This is a genomic window from Enterobacter cloacae complex sp. P13B (genome assembly GCF_014895915.1).
Classification (GTDB): Bacteria; Pseudomonadota; Gammaproteobacteria; order Enterobacterales; family Enterobacteriaceae; genus Enterobacter; species Enterobacter bugandensis.
The window spans coordinates 1-14,632 of the sequence record NZ_JADBQN010000020.1 but is presented as its reverse complement, the minus strand read 5'-3'; the positions used below and the strand labels follow the sequence as shown (position 1 = coordinate 14,632).

The 14,632-nt window shown below is 56.9% G+C and carries 18 protein-coding genes; 15 read left to right on the top strand and 3 right to left on the bottom strand.

Features of this window, described 5'->3' with window-relative positions; translation table 11 throughout:
* Window positions 1-28: 28 nt before the first annotated feature.
* Together speA and yqgB are read right to left on the bottom strand one after the other, a co-directional pair.
* Entirely contained in the window at window positions 29-2,005 is a 1,977-nt protein-coding gene (gene speA, locus IM273_RS10575) for a biosynthetic arginine decarboxylase (RefSeq protein ID WP_136343759.1), read from the bottom strand.
* 8 nt (window positions 2,006-2,013) lie between these two features.
* The gene (gene yqgB / locus IM273_RS10570; protein ID WP_127312443.1) at window positions 2,014-2,145 is read right to left on the bottom strand and encodes an acid stress response protein YqgB; all 132 of its coding nucleotides are present in this window, start codon (window positions 2,143-2,145) and stop codon (window positions 2,014-2,016) included.
* A 189-nt stretch (window positions 2,146-2,334) separates the two neighbouring features.
* Here yqgB and IM273_RS22640 point away from each other — a divergent pair, with 189 nt between their 5' ends.
* The 9 genes from IM273_RS22640 (at window position 2,335) to ruvX (ending at window position 9,879) form a co-directional block, all read left to right on the top strand.
* Window positions 2,335-2,622: a hypothetical protein gene (locus IM273_RS22640; RefSeq protein WP_041908330.1), complete on the top strand. Its 288-nt coding sequence runs from the start codon at window positions 2,335-2,337 to the stop codon at window positions 2,620-2,622.
* Window positions 2,623-2,808: 186 nt separating this feature from the next.
* On the top strand, window positions 2,809-3,963 hold the full coding sequence (gene metK, locus IM273_RS10555) for a methionine adenosyltransferase (RefSeq protein WP_041908329.1): 1,155 nt from the start codon (window positions 2,809-2,811) through the stop codon (window positions 3,961-3,963).
* Between the two features lie 359 nt (window positions 3,964-4,322).
* The gene (gene galP / locus IM273_RS10550) at window positions 4,323-5,720 is read left to right on the top strand and encodes a galactose/proton symporter (protein WP_028014363.1); all 1,398 of its coding nucleotides are present in this window, start codon (window positions 4,323-4,325) and stop codon (window positions 5,718-5,720) included.
* Between the two features lie 58 nt (window positions 5,721-5,778).
* Entirely contained in the window at window positions 5,779-6,276 is a 498-nt protein-coding gene (locus IM273_RS10545) for a SprT family zinc-dependent metalloprotease (RefSeq protein ID WP_028014364.1), read from the top strand.
* A 94-nt stretch (window positions 6,277-6,370) separates the two neighbouring features.
* The gene (endA, locus tag IM273_RS10540) at window positions 6,371-7,078 is read left to right on the top strand and encodes a deoxyribonuclease I (protein ID WP_028014365.1); all 708 of its coding nucleotides are present in this window, start codon (window positions 6,371-6,373) and stop codon (window positions 7,076-7,078) included.
* A gap of 51 nt (window positions 7,079-7,129) precedes the next feature.
* Window positions 7,130-7,861, top strand: coding sequence for a 16S rRNA (uracil(1498)-N(3))-methyltransferase (rsmE, locus tag IM273_RS10535; RefSeq protein WP_041908327.1), 732 nt, complete (start codon window positions 7,130-7,132; stop codon window positions 7,859-7,861).
* 19 nt (window positions 7,862-7,880) lie between these two features.
* Window positions 7,881-8,828, top strand: a complete 948-nt coding sequence (gene gshB, locus IM273_RS10530; RefSeq protein WP_041908326.1) for a glutathione synthase — start codon at window positions 7,881-7,883, stop codon at window positions 8,826-8,828.
* A 74-nt stretch (window positions 8,829-8,902) separates the two neighbouring features.
* Window positions 8,903-9,463, top strand: a complete 561-nt coding sequence (locus IM273_RS10525; protein WP_193051903.1) for a YqgE/AlgH family protein — start codon at window positions 8,903-8,905, stop codon at window positions 9,461-9,463.
* Complete coding sequence (gene ruvX / locus IM273_RS10520) at window positions 9,463-9,879, top strand: Holliday junction resolvase RuvX (protein WP_021242076.1); 417 nt, start codon at window positions 9,463-9,465, stop codon at window positions 9,877-9,879. The genes IM273_RS10525 and ruvX overlap by 1 nt, the downstream gene beginning before the upstream one ends.
* A gap of 9 nt (window positions 9,880-9,888) precedes the next feature.
* Here ruvX and IM273_RS10515 read toward each other — a convergent pair whose 3' ends face one another.
* Window positions 9,889-10,869 (bottom strand): type IV pilus twitching motility protein PilT, encoded by a 981-nt coding sequence (locus tag IM273_RS10515; RefSeq protein ID WP_193051902.1) that lies wholly within the window; start codon window positions 10,867-10,869, stop codon window positions 9,889-9,891.
* Between the two features lie 17 nt (window positions 10,870-10,886).
* Here IM273_RS10515 and IM273_RS10510 point away from each other — a divergent pair, with 17 nt between their 5' ends.
* From IM273_RS10510 to IM273_RS10485, 6 genes are all read left to right on the top strand, one after another.
* The gene (locus IM273_RS10510; RefSeq protein ID WP_047367421.1) at window positions 10,887-11,588 is read left to right on the top strand and encodes a YggS family pyridoxal phosphate-dependent enzyme; all 702 of its coding nucleotides are present in this window, start codon (window positions 10,887-10,889) and stop codon (window positions 11,586-11,588) included.
* 21 nt (window positions 11,589-11,609) lie between these two features.
* Window positions 11,610-12,176, top strand: coding sequence for a YggT family protein (locus tag IM273_RS10505; protein WP_045260768.1), 567 nt, complete (start codon window positions 11,610-11,612; stop codon window positions 12,174-12,176).
* Window positions 12,173-12,469, top strand: a complete 297-nt coding sequence (yggU, locus tag IM273_RS10500; RefSeq protein ID WP_193051901.1) for a DUF167 family protein YggU — start codon at window positions 12,173-12,175, stop codon at window positions 12,467-12,469. The genes IM273_RS10505 and yggU overlap by 4 nt, the downstream gene beginning before the upstream one ends.
* A gap of 3 nt (window positions 12,470-12,472) precedes the next feature.
* Window positions 12,473-13,066, top strand: a complete 594-nt coding sequence (locus IM273_RS10495; protein WP_010435473.1) for an XTP/dITP diphosphatase — start codon at window positions 12,473-12,475, stop codon at window positions 13,064-13,066.
* Complete coding sequence (gene hemW, locus IM273_RS10490) at window positions 13,059-14,201, top strand: radical SAM family heme chaperone HemW (RefSeq protein ID WP_193051900.1); 1,143 nt, start codon at window positions 13,059-13,061, stop codon at window positions 14,199-14,201. The genes IM273_RS10495 and hemW overlap by 8 nt, the downstream gene beginning before the upstream one ends.
* Before the next feature lie 63 nt (window positions 14,202-14,264).
* Entirely contained in the window at window positions 14,265-14,603 is a 339-nt protein-coding gene (locus IM273_RS10485; protein ID WP_192987102.1) for an endonuclease domain-containing protein, read from the top strand.
* Window positions 14,604-14,632: the final 29 nt, after the last annotated feature.

The following is a 14,632-nucleotide window of genomic DNA, read 5'->3' as shown; positions in this document are numbered from 1 at the left end:
CTCAGCCCACCGGGAGAGGGAGGTTTTACTACTCGTCTTCCAGGTAGGTGTACCCGTACAGACCCGCTTCAAACTCTTCCAGGAACTGCTGCTGCAAGGTATCGTCCAGACCGGTGTTTTTCACCTGGTCGCGGAACTGGGTAAGCAGTTTTTTCGGATCCAGCTGCACGTATTCCAGCATATCCGCCACGGTGTCCCCTTCGTCGGACAGCTCAACCTCGACGCTGCCGTCAGGGAAGACAAACACGTCAACCGCTTCGGTATCGCCGAACAGGTTGTGCATGTTGCCGAGGATCTCCTGATACGCACCCACCATAAAGAAGCCCAGCATGGGCGGGTTCTCCGGATCGTACTCCGGCATTGGCATCGTCGTTGCGATACCGTCACCGTCAACGTAGTGGTCAATCGCGCCGTCAGAGTCACAGGTGATGTCCAGCAGCACTGCGCGACGTTCCGGGGCGTGGTTCAGCCCTTCCAGCGGCAGAACCGGGAAGAGCTGGTCGATACCCCAGGCATCCGGCATCGACTGGAACAGGGAGAAGTTGACGTACATTTTGTCCGCCATACGCTCCTGCAACTCGTCGATAATCGGACGATGCGCGCGGTTGCTCGGGTCGAGCTGTTTCTGCACTTCATGGCACATGTTCAGATAGAGCTGCTCCGCCCACGCGCGCTCCTGCAGGCTGAAGGTGCCTGACGAGTAGCCGACGTGGATATCGTGCAGGTCCATCTGGCTGTCGTGCAGCCATTCGCGCAGGGAACGGCGCGTGCCCGGCTCGTGCATTTCCTGCCAGGTTTCCCACATGCTTTGCAGGGAACGTGGGGCATCGTCTGCCGGAGGCGTAGCTTCGGTGATTTCGCTGCGCTCGACGCCGATGATGTTAGACACCAGCACCGTATGGTGCGCGGTAACCGCGCGGCCAGATTCGGTGATCACTGTCGGGTGCGGCAGGCCGTGCTCTTCGCAGGCATCGCCAATCGCCCAGATGATGTTGTTGGCGTATTCGTTCAGGCCGTAGTTCACCGAGCAGTCGGACTGCGAGCGGGTTCCTTCGTAGTCCACGCCCAGGCCACCGCCCACGTCGAAGCACTGAATATTCACGCCAAGCTTGTGAAGCTCAACGTAGAAACGCGCGGACTCACGCACGCCGGTGGCGATGTCGCGAATATTGGCCATCTGCGAGCCAAGGTGGAAGTGCAGCAGCTGAATGCTGTCCAGACGACCGCGCTCGCGCAGGATCTCCACCAGCTGCAGCACCTGGTTCGCCGCGAGGCCGAACTTGGATTTTTCACCGCCGGAAGACTGCCATTTACCGGAACCCTGCGACGCCAGACGCGCACGCACGCCGAGGCGTGGGATCACGTTCAGACGCTCGGCCTCTTCCAGCACGATGGCAATTTCGGTCATCTTCTCGATCACCAGATAGACCTTGTGGCCCATCTTCTCGCCAATCAGCGCCAGACGAATGTATTCGCGGTCTTTATAGCCGTTACAGACGATCACCGACCGGGTCATGCCTGCGTGCGCCAGAACCGCCATCAGCTCCGCTTTGGAGCCTGCTTCCAGTCCCAGCGGTTCGCCGGAGTGGATCAGGGATTCGATTACGCGGCGGTGCTGGTTCACCTTGATCGGGTAAACCAGGAAGTAGTCGCCGTTATAGCCGTAGGATTCACGCGCGCGCTTGAACGCGGCGTTAATGGAACGTAGGCGATGTTGCAGGATCTGCGGGAAGCAGAACAGTGCAGGCAAACGCTGGCCCTGCGCTTCACGGGCTTTCACCAGCTTAGCGAGATCCACGCGCGCTTCAGGGACGTCCGGGTCCGGGCAGACGCTGATGTGGCCCAGCTCGTTGACGTCGTAGTAGTTATTGCCCCACCAGGCAATATTGTAAGTGCGCAGCATCTTGCTGGCTTCCTGGGAGCTCATCGCAACCTCCTGCATAGAACGTAGTACACCCTGTTCGCCCGCTGACGAAGGCGAAAAAGAAGACATGTCGTCAGACATAGCGAACCTCAACTCTTTGTATTAAGTGTAAAACAGTTGACTACTATCGCAGCGTTATACGGCGATAACAACCCATAAACGGCTCCGTTTCCCAGCAGAGTATGCTGAAATCCAGACCGTGCGACCGGTTTCTTATTCATATCATTGTAAAACACGTATCCGAACTCTGTATGACAAGGTTCGGCGAAACCACGAGAAAACTCTTGTATTAACAAGAGCGCCCTTGTTCAGTTTTCACAGAGCGTAACCGGCCCTTGAATCCTGAGAAGCGCCGAGATGGGTATAACATCGGCAGGTTTGCAGACTAGAAATGCGGGTTGCGGGAATCAATGGCGCGCCAGAACGGCAGCGCTGAATTAGCGGAAAACGATGGTTCATTATCTCGTATCACCTCCACGGCCGCCTCTGATGAAACGGACCCCAAGCCAAAGCTAAAAGTTCACTGCTCAACCCGGCTGGAAGTGGCGACACGATGTATTCATCGAGCGCTGATTTTATATGAGCCGCGCGCCGCGTTTTATACCGAGAAGGGGGCTAAAAAGCAAAACAAAAATACGCGTGTTGCCAGCAGCGTCAGGAAAAATTTCCAGCAGCCATTTCAACGCAGTGAGAGATGAATCAAAAAAAACTGGAAATCGGGCGAAGAAGTGACCTAAAATAGCCATCCAGATGTTAATCCATCTATACTGATTAACACTCATACTGCCAGTGTCAAAAACCTGCAGGCCTTGGTAGAATTATCTCCTTTGGCTATTCCACACAGCAGCTTGAGCTAACCAAATTCCTCTTAGGTGAAATAAAACATGGCAAAACACCTGTTTACGTCCGAGTCCGTATCAGAAGGACATCCTGATAAAATTGCTGACCAAATCTCCGATGCGGTGCTGGATGCGATCCTGGCGCAGGATCCTAAAGCGCGCGTAGCGTGTGAAACCTATGTCAAAACCGGCATGGTTCTGGTTGGCGGTGAGATCACCACCAGCGCATGGGTTGATATCGAAGAGATCACCCGTAACACGGTGCGTGAGATCGGCTATGTGCATTCTGATATGGGCTTTGATGCCAACTCCTGCGCGGTGCTGAGCGCGATTGGCAAACAGTCTCCGGACATTAACCAGGGCGTTGACCGTGCCGATCCGCTGGAACAAGGCGCGGGCGACCAGGGCCTGATGTTCGGTTATGCAACCAACGAAACCGACGTGCTGATGCCAGCACCTGTGACCTACGCACACCGTCTGGTGCAGCGTCAGGCTGAAGTGCGTAAAAACGGCACCCTGCCGTGGCTGCGCCCGGATGCGAAAAGCCAGGTCACCTTCCAGTACGACGACGGCAAAATCGTCGGTATTGACGCTGTGGTGCTGTCTACCCAGCATGCCGAAGAGATCGATCAGAAATCCCTGCAGGAAGCAGTGATGGAAGAGATCATCAAGCCGGTACTGCCGACCGAATGGCTGAGCTCAGCAACCAAATTCTTCATCAACCCAACTGGACGCTTTGTTATCGGCGGCCCAATGGGCGACTGCGGCCTGACCGGTCGTAAAATCATCGTTGATACCTACGGCGGCATGGCGCGTCACGGTGGCGGCGCGTTCTCCGGTAAAGATCCGTCTAAAGTTGACCGTTCTGCCGCGTACGCTGCACGTTATGTGGCGAAAAACATCGTTGCTGCCGGCCTGGCCGACCGCTGTGAGATTCAGGTTTCCTACGCTATCGGCGTGGCTGAGCCAACCTCCATCATGGTGGAAACCTTCGGTACTGAAAAAGTGCCTTCAGAACAGCTGACCCTGCTGGTGCGCGAGTTCTTCGACCTGCGTCCATACGGCCTGATTCAGATGCTGGATCTGCTGCACCCAATCTACCAGGAAACCGCTGCATACGGTCACTTTGGTCGTGAACATTTCCCATGGGAAAAAACCGACAAAGCCGCTCTGCTGCGTGAGGCTGCCGGTCTGAAGTAATCGACAGCCGAGTGTATTAAACAGGCCAGCCTTTGTGCTGGCTTTTTTTATGTCGGGTGGCGGCTAAAGCCGCACAACTGAAAGCGATTACACCGCACCGGCACCACTCCGCTTTCAGAATAATCTCTTTGCATGATCGCCTTTCTTCTGCTGTTACATTTCCTTTCAGTTAAGTCTGAAATTCAAACAAACGCGATGCGCATCACCTCGTTTACCTCTATATTTTCAAAGCTTTAATAATTTTTACGGTTGCACGTTAGTGTAACCGATTACACCATTGTGATTAATCTCACATATTTTTACGGGTCGCTCACCTACCCTTATCATCAATAAAACTGATAACCCAACTGGAGGGCATAATGCCTGACAATAAAAAACAGGGGCGTACGTCCAACAAGGCGATGACTTTCTTCGTCTGCTTCCTCGCCGCCCTGGCAGGATTACTCTTTGGCCTGGATATCGGCGTCATTGCCGGCGCTCTTCCCTTCATCGCAGACGAATTCCAGATTAACGCGCATACCCAGGAATGGGTGGTTAGCTCCATGATGTTCGGTGCGGCCGTTGGGGCCGTCGGCAGCGGCTGGCTCTCCTTCAAGCTCGGACGCAAAAAGAGCCTGATGATCGGTGCGATCCTCTTCGTCGCCGGTTCGCTCTTCTCCGCTGCCGCCCCTAACGTTGAAGTGCTTATTCTTTCCCGCGTGCTGCTGGGCCTTGCGGTGGGCGTGGCGTCTTACACCGCCCCGCTCTACCTCTCCGAAATTGCGCCGGAGAAAATCCGCGGCAGCATGATTTCCATGTACCAGCTGATGATCACCATCGGTATTCTCGGCGCTTACCTGTCCGATACCGCGTTCAGCTACAGCGGCGCATGGCGCTGGATGCTCGGCGTGATCATCATTCCGGCCATTCTCCTGCTGATTGGCGTCTTCTTCCTGCCGGACAGCCCGCGCTGGTTTGCCGCCAAACGTCGCTTCGTTGATGCCGAACGCGTGCTGCTCCGCCTGCGCGATACCAGCGCGGAAGCGAAAAACGAGCTGGAAGAGATCCGCGAAAGCCTGAAGGTAAAACAGTCCGGCTGGGCGCTGTTTAAAGAGAACAGCAACTTCCGTCGGGCGGTGTTCCTCGGCGTGCTGCTGCAGGTGATGCAGCAGTTCACCGGGATGAACGTCATCATGTACTACGCGCCAAAAATCTTTGAACTGGCGGGTTACACCAACACCACCGAGCAGATGTGGGGCACCGTTATTGTGGGCCTGACCAACGTGCTGGCGACCTTTATCGCCATCGGCCTGGTGGACCGCTGGGGTCGTAAGCCAACCCTGACCCTGGGCTTCCTGGTGATGGCGGCCGGTATGGGCGTCCTCGGCACCATGATGCATGTGGGCATCCACTCCCCAACCGCCCAGTACTTCGCGGTTGGCATGCTGCTGATGTTTATCGTCGGGTTTGCGATGAGCGCCGGTCCGCTGATTTGGGTACTGTGCTCTGAAATCCAGCCGCTGAAAGGGCGTGATTTTGGTATCACCTGCTCTACCGCAACCAACTGGATTGCCAACATGATCGTCGGCGCAACGTTCCTGACCATGCTCAACACCCTGGGCAATGCCAACACCTTCTGGGTCTACGCCGGTCTGAATATCTTCTTTATTGTGCTGACCATCTGGCTGGTTCCAGAAACCAAACATGTTTCTCTGGAACATATTGAACGTAACCTGATGAAAGGTCGTCCGCTGCGCGAAATCGGCGCCCACGACTAATCCTCTTGCGGGAGGCGCCTCTTGCGCCTCCCCGCTTCCCGCTTTATGCTCTACCCCTATGAAAGCTCCCCGTCTCCCCATCGCCATTCAGCAAGCCGTTATGCGCAGCCTGCGGGAAAAACTTGCCCAGGCGAATCTGAAACTCGGCCGCAATTACCCTGAACCGAAGCTGGTCTATCAGCAGCGCGGCACCGCAGCCGGCACCGCCTGGCTGGAATCGTACGAGATCCGCCTGAACCCGGTGCTGATGATGGAAAACCAGCAGGCGTTTATTGAAGAAGTGGTGCCGCACGAGCTGGCGCACCTTCTGGTATGGAAGCATTTTGGCCGCGTCGCACCGCACGGCAAAGAGTGGAAGTGGATGATGGAAGCGGTGCTCGGCGTTCCGGCGCGCCGTACCCATCAGTTCGAGCTGGAATCGGTACGCCGCAATACCTTCCCCTACCGCTGCCAGTGCCAGCAGCACCAGCTTACCGTCCGCCGCCATAACCGCGTGGTGCGCGGCGAGGCGACCTACCGCTGCGTCAAATGCGGCGAACCGCTGATTGCAGAGTAATCACCTGAACTTTCAGGAACTTTCCTGATCTGACTGATTGCATACAGGAACAACATTCGTTACGTTGCGGGCTCGTTTTGACACGGAGTGTAAGATGTCCCGTAATGTTTCTCTCGCGGTCGCTTTTCTGGCGACGGCGCTTTCCGGTCAGGCCCTGGCCGACGGTATCAACAGTTTTTCCCAGGCCAAGGCAGCAGGCGTGAAGGTGAACGCCGATGTGCCGGGCGATTTCTACTGCGGCTGCAAAATTAACTGGCAGGGCAAAAAAGGGGTCGTTGACCTCGAATCCTGCGGCTATAAGGTGCGTAAAAACGAAAACCGCGCCAGCCGCATCGAGTGGGAGCATGTCGTTCCGGCCTGGCAGTTTGGTCACCAGCGCCAGTGCTGGCAGGACGGCGGACGTAAAAACTGCGCCAAAGATCCGGTTTATCGCCAGATGGAAAGCGACATGCATAACCTGCAGCCTGCGGTTGGTGAAGTGAACGGCGACCGCGGCAATTTCATGTACAGCCAGTGGAACGGTGGCGAAGGCCAGTACGGCCAGTGCGGTATGAAGGTAGATTTCAAAGAGAAAGTCGCCGAGCCCCCTGCCCGCGCGCGCGGCAGCATCGCCCGCACCTACTTCTACATGCGTGACCGTTATGACCTCAACCTTTCACGCCAGCAGACGCAGCTGTTCAATGCCTGGGATAAGCAGTATCCGGTGACGGAATGGGAATGCCAGCGCGACGAACGTATCGCCAGAGTCCAGGGGAATCATAACCCGTACGTCCAGCGGGCTTGCCAGGCGCAAAAGAGCTAACCTACACTACGGCAATTCGCTTATACCGCATGACATATGGAATTTTTGACTATGCGCATTCCCCGCATTTACCACCCTGAACTGATTACCGCAGGCCGCGAAATCGCCCTGTCTGACGACGCCGCCAACCACGTTGGCCGCGTGCTGCGCATGGGGGCTGGCCAGGCAATACAGCTGTTCGACGGCTCTAATCAGGTTTTCGACGCGGAAATCACGCGGGCGGATAAAAAAAGCGTGCATGTGAATGTCTTGCGCGGCGAAGTGGACGACCGTGAATCGCCGCTGCACATCCACCTTGGGCAGGTGATGTCGCGCGGAGAAAAGATGGAATTCACCATTCAAAAATCCATTGAGCTGGGTGTAAGCCTCATTACGCCACTTTTTTCCGAGCGCTGTGGCGTTAAACTGGATGCGGAACGTCTGAACAAAAAGATCCAGCAGTGGCAGAAAATCGCCATTGCGGCCTGCGAACAGAGCGGCCGCAACCGTATTCCGGAGATCCGCCCGGCGATGGATCTGGAGGACTGGTGTGCAGAAGAGGATAGCGGGCTGAAGCTCAATCTTCATCCGCGCGCCAGCGCCAGCATCAATACGCTGCCGCTGCCCGTTGAGCGCGTACGCCTGCTGATTGGCCCGGAAGGCGGCCTGTCGGCGGACGAAATTGCGATGACGGCGCGCTACCAGTTTACTGATATTCTGTTGGGACCTCGCGTTCTGCGCACTGAGACAACGGCACTCACGGCCATAACCGCGCTACAGGTACGGTTTGGCGATCTGGGTTGAAGTATTAACGGAGAAGAACATGATAAAGCTCGGCATCGTGATGGATCCCATCGCAAACATTAACATCAAGAAAGACTCCAGCTTCGCCATGCTGCTGGAAGCGCAGCGTCGTGGCTATGAGCTCCACTATATGGAGATGAACGATCTTTATCTGATCAACGGTGAAGCCCGCGCACGCACCCGCATCGTTAACGTCGAGCAGAACTACGACAAATGGTACGAATTCGGCACCGAGCAGGACATTGCCCTGGCCGACCTCAACGTTATCCTGATGCGTAAAGATCCGCCGTTTGACACCGAATACATCTATAGCACCTACATCCTTGAGCGTGCCGAAGAGAAAGGGACGCTGATCGTCAACAAGCCGCAGAGCCTGCGCGACTGCAACGAGAAGCTTTACACCGCCTGGTTCTCTGACCTGACGCCGGAAACGCTGGTCACCCGCAGTAAAACGCAGCTGAAAGAATTCTGGCAGAAGCACGGCGACATCATCATGAAGCCGCTGGACGGCATGGGCGGCGCGTCTATTTTCCGCGTGAAGGAAGGCGACCCGAACATTGGCGTGATTGCCGAAACGCTGACCGAGCTGGGCACGCGTTACTGCATGGCGCAAAACTATATTCCAGCGATCAAAGATGGCGATAAACGCGTGCTGGTCGTGGACGGTGAGCCGGTGCCTTACTGCCTGGCGCGTATCCCACAGGGTGGCGAAACCCGCGGTAACCTGGCGGCAGGTGGCCGCGGCGAGCCGCGCCCGCTAACCGAAAGCGACTGGGAAATTGCCCGCCGCGTTGGCCCAACGCTGAAAGCCAAAGGCCTGATCTTCGTTGGCCTGGATATCATCGGCGATCGCCTGACTGAAGTTAACGTCACCAGCCCAACCTGCATTCGCGAAATCGAAGCGGAGTTCCCGATCTCGATCACCGGAATGCTGATGGACGCTATCGAAAAACGTTTACAGAAATAAACTGTGACAGCGCCTGGGTTTATCCCCATACTGGGCGCTGTCGCTTTTTAAACCAGGAAACAGTACCTCTGACAATGAATTTACAGCATCACTTTCTTATTGCCATGCCTGCTCTCCAGGATCCGATTTTTCGCCGCGCCGTGGTTTATATTTGTGAATACAATGAAGACGGCGCGATGGGTATTATCATCAACAAACCGCTGGAAAACCTGCAGGTTGAAGGGATTCTGAACAAGCTGAAAATCTCGGCTGAAGCGCGCCTGCCGGAAATCCGGCTTGATAAACCGGTGATGCTGGGTGGACCTCTTGCCGAAGATCGCGGCTTTATCCTGCATACCCCGCCGGTATTCTCTTCCAGCATTCGCATCTCCGATAACACCGTGATCACCACCTCGCGCGACGTGCTTGAAACGCTGGGCACCGCTGAGCAGCCTTCCGAAGTGCTGGTGGCGCTGGGCTATTCGTCGTGGGAGAAAGGCCAGCTTGAGCAAGAGATCCTCGATAACGCCTGGCTTACCGCACCTGCGGACATGAATATTCTGTTTAAAACCCCTATTGCCGATCGCTGGCGTGACGCGGCAAAGCTGATTGGCATTGATATTCTGACCATGCCTGGCGTAGCGGGGCACGCGTAATGAGCGGCACCCTTCTCGCCTTCGACTTCGGCACCAAAAGCATCGGCGTCGCCGTGGGTCAACGGATCACCGGCACCGCCCGCCCGCTCACGGCGCTGAAAGCTAACGACGGCACGCCGGACTGGAACCTTATTGAGCGCCTGCTCAAAGAGTGGCAGCCGGACGACGTGATTGTCGGCCTGCCGCTGAACATGGACGGCACCGAGCAACCGCTTACCGCCCGCGCGCGTAAATTCGCCAATAAAATCCATGGCCGCTTTGGCGTCTCCGTGAAGCTTCACGACGAGCGTCTCAGCACCGTCGAAGCGCGTGCAGGCCTGTTTGAACACGGTGGCTTCCGGGCGCTCAACAAAGGCAGCGTAGACTCCGCTTCAGCCGTTATCATCCTCGAAAGCTACTTCGAACAGGGCTTTTAACGCAGGGGCCTACAGCCGCCCCTGTGCTCGTCTCTCCGCCAGGCTCTGGTCAAAGTTCTGCATTCCCGCCTGCTGGCCGGTTTGAATGATGCCGGGCAGCTGCCACGTCTTCCCCTCACGAATCAGATTCGCCGCCGCCGCGGTGTTTACCAGCAGCTCGTACAGCGCGACGCGCCCGCCCTGAAGATCGGGAAGCAGCTTTTGCGCCAGCACTGCCCGCAGGCTGCCAGCCAGCTGGTTACGCACCGGATCTTTCTCCTGCGCCGGGAACGTATCGACCAGCCGTTCAATCGCCTGTGCTGCCCCGCGCGTGTGCAGCGTCGCCAGCACCAGATGCCCGGTCTCCGCCGCCGTCAGCGCCAGGCGGATCGTTTCGCTGTCGCGCAGCTCCCCCAGCAAAATAACGTCCGGGTCCTCGCGTAACGCACTGCGCAGCGCCTCTGCAAATGACGGGCTGTGCTGGCCTATCTCCCGCTGCTGAATCAGGCAACGTTCACTCTGGTACATAAACTCCACCGGATCTTCAAGCGTGAGGATATGGCCGTCAGTATGGCGGTTGAGGAAGTCGACCATTGCGGCCAGCGTGGTGGATTTACCGCTGCCGGTCGCTCCCGTTACCAGAATCAACCCGTTGTCGCTGGACAACAGTTCGGGAATAGCGCGCGGCACCCCAAGCGAAGGGAGCTGCGGACAGGAACGCGGCAACAGCCGCAGGGTAACGGAGATGCCCTTCATCTGCTTAAACGCACTGCCGCGCAGACGCTGGTCTCCTGTGACCGTCACGGCAAAATCGACCTGCCCGTTTGCCCACCATGCGCCCTGCTGTTCGTCGTTGAGCCACGCCTTTAGCAACGCCCCGACATCCGGCGGCGGAAACGGGGCCGGCTCAAGGCGGCCCAATCTGCGCCAGCGCGGTGGTGAATCACTGCACAGGTGTAGATCGGAGACGTTATGCTTTACACTAAGGGCCACAATTTCTTCCACATCCATAGACTACTCCTCGGAAAATGAACGACATTGCGCATAACCTGGCACAGGTCCGGGACAAAATCTCAGCCGCTGCAACGCGTTGCGGCCGTGCTTCAGAAGAAATTACGCTACTTGCAGTCAGCAAAACCAAGCCTGCGAGCGCCATCGCAGAAGCGATTGCTGCAGGTCACCGGGCGTTTGGCGAAAACTACGTGCAGGAAGGTGTGGATAAAATTCGCTACTTCCAGGAGCAGGAGACGTCGGATCTGCAATGGCACTTTATTGGTCCCCTGCAGTCGAACAAAAGCCGTCTGGTGGCAGAGCACTTTGACTGGTGCCATACCATCGACCGTCTGCGTATTGCTTCCCGTCTGAATGACCAGCGCCCGGCGGAGATGCCTGCGCTTAACGTGCTGATTCAAATCAATATCAGTGATGAAAACAGCAAGTCCGGCATTGCGCTGAGCGAGCTGGATGCGCTGGCCGCAGAGGTGGCCGCCCTGCCGCGCTTAACCCTGCGCGGACTGATGGCCATTCCGGCACCTGAGTCAAGTTATGAAAGGCAGTTTGCCGTGGCACAGCAAATGGCTGTAGCATTTGAGGCGCTTAAAGCGCGCTATGAAACGGTAGACACGCTTTCACTGGGCATGTCGGATGATATGGAAGCCGCCATCGCGGCAGGCAGCACTATGGTGCGCATCGGCACAGCCATTTTCGGTGCGCGCGACTACACCAAATAATAAGGAAACCTGAGGAACGCCATGAAGACGTTGACTTTCCTGCTCTCAACGGTCATTGAGCTGTACACGATGGCGCTTTTGCTGCGCGTCTGGATGCAGTGGGCCCGCTGTGACTTTTACAATCCGTTCTCCCAGTTTGTCGTGAAAATCACGCAACCTGTTGTCGGACCGCTGCGCCGTATTATCCCGGCCATGGGCCCCATCGACAGCGCTTCGCTGCTGGTGGCGTTTATTCTGAGCGTGCTCAAAGCCATCGTGCTGTTTATGGTCATCACCTTCCAGCCGATTATCTGGATTGCCGCCGTTCTGATTCTGATCAAAACCGTCGGTTTGCTGATCTTCTGGGTACTGCTGGTGATGGCGATCATGAGCTGGGTAAGCCAGGGACGTAGCCCGGTAGAGTACGCCTTGATTCAGCTGGCCGAGCCGCTGCTGCGTCCGATCCGTAACCTGCTTCCGTCCATGGGCGGCATCGACTTCTCCCCGATGATCCTGGTGCTGCTGCTCTATGTGATCAACATGGGGATCGCCGAACTGCTCCAGTCTACGGGCGATATGCTGCTGCCGGGGCTGTGGATGGCGCTATGAGTGCAGTAAGCACCTGCGCCGACGGGCTGGTTTTACGGCTATATATTCAGCCGAAAGCCAGCCGTGACAGTATTGTTGGGTTGCATGGCGACGAGCTAAAGGTCGCCATCACCGCCCCACCGGTCGATGGCCAGGCGAACGCGCATCTGACCAAATATCTGGCAAAACAGTTTCGCGTCGCCAAAAGCCAGGTCATCATTGAAAAAGGTGAACTTGGGCGGCATAAACAGGTAAAAATCCTTAATCCGCAATCTATCCCGACGGAAGTCGAGGCTCTGACAGAACAGGACTAAACCATGCAGAAAGTTGTTCTCGCGACCGGTAACGCCGGTAAAGTGCGCGAGCTGGCCTCGCTATTAAATGATTTTGGGCTGGACGTGGTGGCTCAGACCGAGCTGGGCGTGGAGTCCGCCGAAGAGACGGGCCTGACGTTTATCGAAAACGCCATTCTGAAAGCACGCCATGCGGCTCAGGTAACCGGCCTGCCCGCGATTGCCGACGACTCCGGTCTGGCCGTGGATTTTCTCGGCGGTGCGCCGGGGATTTACTCCGCCCGCTATTCCGGGGTGGACGCCACCGACCAGCAGAATCTGGAAAAGCTGCTCGTGGCCCTGAAGGACGTTCCCGACGAACAGCGTACCGCACAGTTCCACTGCGTGCTGGTCTACATGCGTCATGCGGAAGACCCGACGCCGATTGTCTGTCACGGCAGCTGGCCGGGCGTGATTACCCGTGAAGCGGCTGGCAACGGCGGCTTTGGCTACGACCCGATTTTCTTTGTCCCAACCGAGGGCAAAACCGCTGCGGAACTGACCCGCGAAGAGAAAAGTGCGATTTCCCACCGTGGGCGCGCGCTGAAACTGTTACTGGAAGCACTGCGTAATGGCTAATTTGCCGCCTCTGAGTCTTTATATTCATATCCCGTGGTGCGTGCAGAAATGCCCGTACTGCGATTTCAATTCGCACGCGCTGAAGGGCGAAGTGCCGCACGATGACTACGTCGCACATCTGCTGGCCGACCTGGACGCCGATGTGCCGTACGCACAGGGACGTGAAGTTAAGACCATTTTCATTGGTGGCGGTACGCCGAGCCTGCTGTCAGGCCCGGCAATGCAGACGCTGCTGGACGGCGTGCGTGCGCGCCTGAACCTGGCGGTGGATGCGGAAATTACGATGGAAGCCAACCCCGGCACCGTTGAGGCCGACCGTTTTGTCGAGTATCAGCGCGCGGGCGTGAACCGTATCTCCATCGGCGTGCAGAGCTTTAGCGAGCCGAAGCTGAAGCGTCTGGGTCGCATTCACGGCCCGGAAGAGGCGAAGCGCGCGGCGAACCTGGCAACGGGGCTTGGGCTGCGCAGCTTTAACCTCGATTTGATGCATGGCCTGCCGGATCAGTCGCTGGAAGAGGCGCTGGACGATCTGCGCCAGGCAATTGAACTGAACCCGCCGCATTTGTCGTGGTATCAGCTCACCATCGAGCCAAACACGCTGTTCGGCTCCCGCCCGCCGATGCTGCCGGATGACGACGCGCTGTGGGATATCTTCGAGCAGGGCCACAAGCTTTTGACCGCTGCCGGGTATCAGCAGTATGAAACGTCCGCCTACGCGAAGCCGGGCTTCCAGTGTCAGCACAACCTGAACTACTGGCGTTTTGGTGATTATCTGGGGATTGGCTGCGGCGCCCACGGCAAGGTGACCTTCCCGGATGGTCGCATCCTTCGCACCGCCAAAACCCGCCACCCGCGCGGGTATATGGAAGGCCGCTACCTGGAGCGTCAGCACGACGTTGAGGCGGCGGATAAGCCGTTTGAGTTCTTTATGAACCGTTTCCGCCTGCTGGAAGCCGCGCCGCGCGCGGAGTTTTCGCTGTACACTGGCCTGGCGGAATCGGTGATTCGTCCGCAGATTGACGAAGCGCTGGCAAAGGGGTATCTCACCGAGAGTGAGGAATGCTGGCAGATCACCGAACACGGCAAGCTGTTCTTAAACTCCCTTCTTGAGCTGTTCCTCGCCGAAGATTCCTGAATGCTGATTCAGGATTTCGCATCCCGTTCTGCCGGCTAAGGGAAAGGCTGGCAGAGTATGGGGATGGAAAAATCAAAACAACTCCGTAAACAAATGACGCCCGAAGAGTTACGCCTCTGGTATTTACTCAGGGGACGCCGCTTCTTTGGCTATAAGTTTCGCCGCCAGATGCCGATTGGTGCATATATCGTGGATTTTGCCTGTTTTAAGGCAAGGCTGATTATCGAGCTGGACGGTGGCCAACATCAGAATAACGAAACCTATGATTCACGTCGTACTGAATTTTTGAATGCGAACGGCTGGGAAATACTACGGTTCTGGAATAACGAATTCAGGACAAACGAGGAGGAGGTGTTAATGGCTATCAGGCAACGACTGCGCTGCCTGATGCCCTCACCCTAGCCCTCTCCCACTGTACAGTCCGGGGACAT

What these genes read in the sequence shown, in the direction of transcription:
- speA (WP_136343759.1), bottom strand. Translation starts at nt 2,005, where the DNA reads ATGTCTGACGACATGTCTTCTTTTTCGCCTTCGTCAGCGGGCGAACAG.
- yqgB (WP_127312443.1), bottom strand. Translation starts at nt 2,145, where the DNA reads ATGAATAAGAAACCGGTCGCACGGTCTGGATTTCAGCATACTCTGCTG.
- IM273_RS22640 (WP_041908330.1), top strand. Translation starts at nt 2,335, where the DNA reads ATGGCGCGCCAGAACGGCAGCGCTGAATTAGCGGAAAACGATGGTTCA.
- metK (WP_041908329.1), top strand. Translation starts at nt 2,809, where the DNA reads ATGGCAAAACACCTGTTTACGTCCGAGTCCGTATCAGAAGGACATCCT.
- galP (WP_028014363.1), top strand. Translation starts at nt 4,323, where the DNA reads ATGCCTGACAATAAAAAACAGGGGCGTACGTCCAACAAGGCGATGACT.
- IM273_RS10545 (WP_028014364.1), top strand. Translation starts at nt 5,779, where the DNA reads ATGAAAGCTCCCCGTCTCCCCATCGCCATTCAGCAAGCCGTTATGCGC.
- endA (WP_028014365.1), top strand. Translation starts at nt 6,371, where the DNA reads ATGTCCCGTAATGTTTCTCTCGCGGTCGCTTTTCTGGCGACGGCGCTT.
- rsmE (WP_041908327.1), top strand. Translation starts at nt 7,130, where the DNA reads ATGCGCATTCCCCGCATTTACCACCCTGAACTGATTACCGCAGGCCGC.
- gshB (WP_041908326.1), top strand. Translation starts at nt 7,881, where the DNA reads ATGATAAAGCTCGGCATCGTGATGGATCCCATCGCAAACATTAACATC.
- IM273_RS10525 (WP_193051903.1), top strand. Translation starts at nt 8,903, where the DNA reads ATGAATTTACAGCATCACTTTCTTATTGCCATGCCTGCTCTCCAGGAT.
- ruvX (WP_021242076.1), top strand. Translation starts at nt 9,463, where the DNA reads ATGAGCGGCACCCTTCTCGCCTTCGACTTCGGCACCAAAAGCATCGGC.
- IM273_RS10515 (WP_193051902.1), bottom strand. Translation starts at nt 10,869, where the DNA reads ATGGATGTGGAAGAAATTGTGGCCCTTAGTGTAAAGCATAACGTCTCC.
- IM273_RS10510 (WP_047367421.1), top strand. Translation starts at nt 10,887, where the DNA reads ATGAACGACATTGCGCATAACCTGGCACAGGTCCGGGACAAAATCTCA.
- IM273_RS10505 (WP_045260768.1), top strand. Translation starts at nt 11,610, where the DNA reads ATGAAGACGTTGACTTTCCTGCTCTCAACGGTCATTGAGCTGTACACG.
- yggU (WP_193051901.1), top strand. Translation starts at nt 12,173, where the DNA reads ATGAGTGCAGTAAGCACCTGCGCCGACGGGCTGGTTTTACGGCTATAT.
- IM273_RS10495 (WP_010435473.1), top strand. Translation starts at nt 12,473, where the DNA reads ATGCAGAAAGTTGTTCTCGCGACCGGTAACGCCGGTAAAGTGCGCGAG.
- hemW (WP_193051900.1), top strand. Translation starts at nt 13,059, where the DNA reads ATGGCTAATTTGCCGCCTCTGAGTCTTTATATTCATATCCCGTGGTGC.
- IM273_RS10485 (WP_192987102.1), top strand. Translation starts at nt 14,265, where the DNA reads ATGGAAAAATCAAAACAACTCCGTAAACAAATGACGCCCGAAGAGTTA.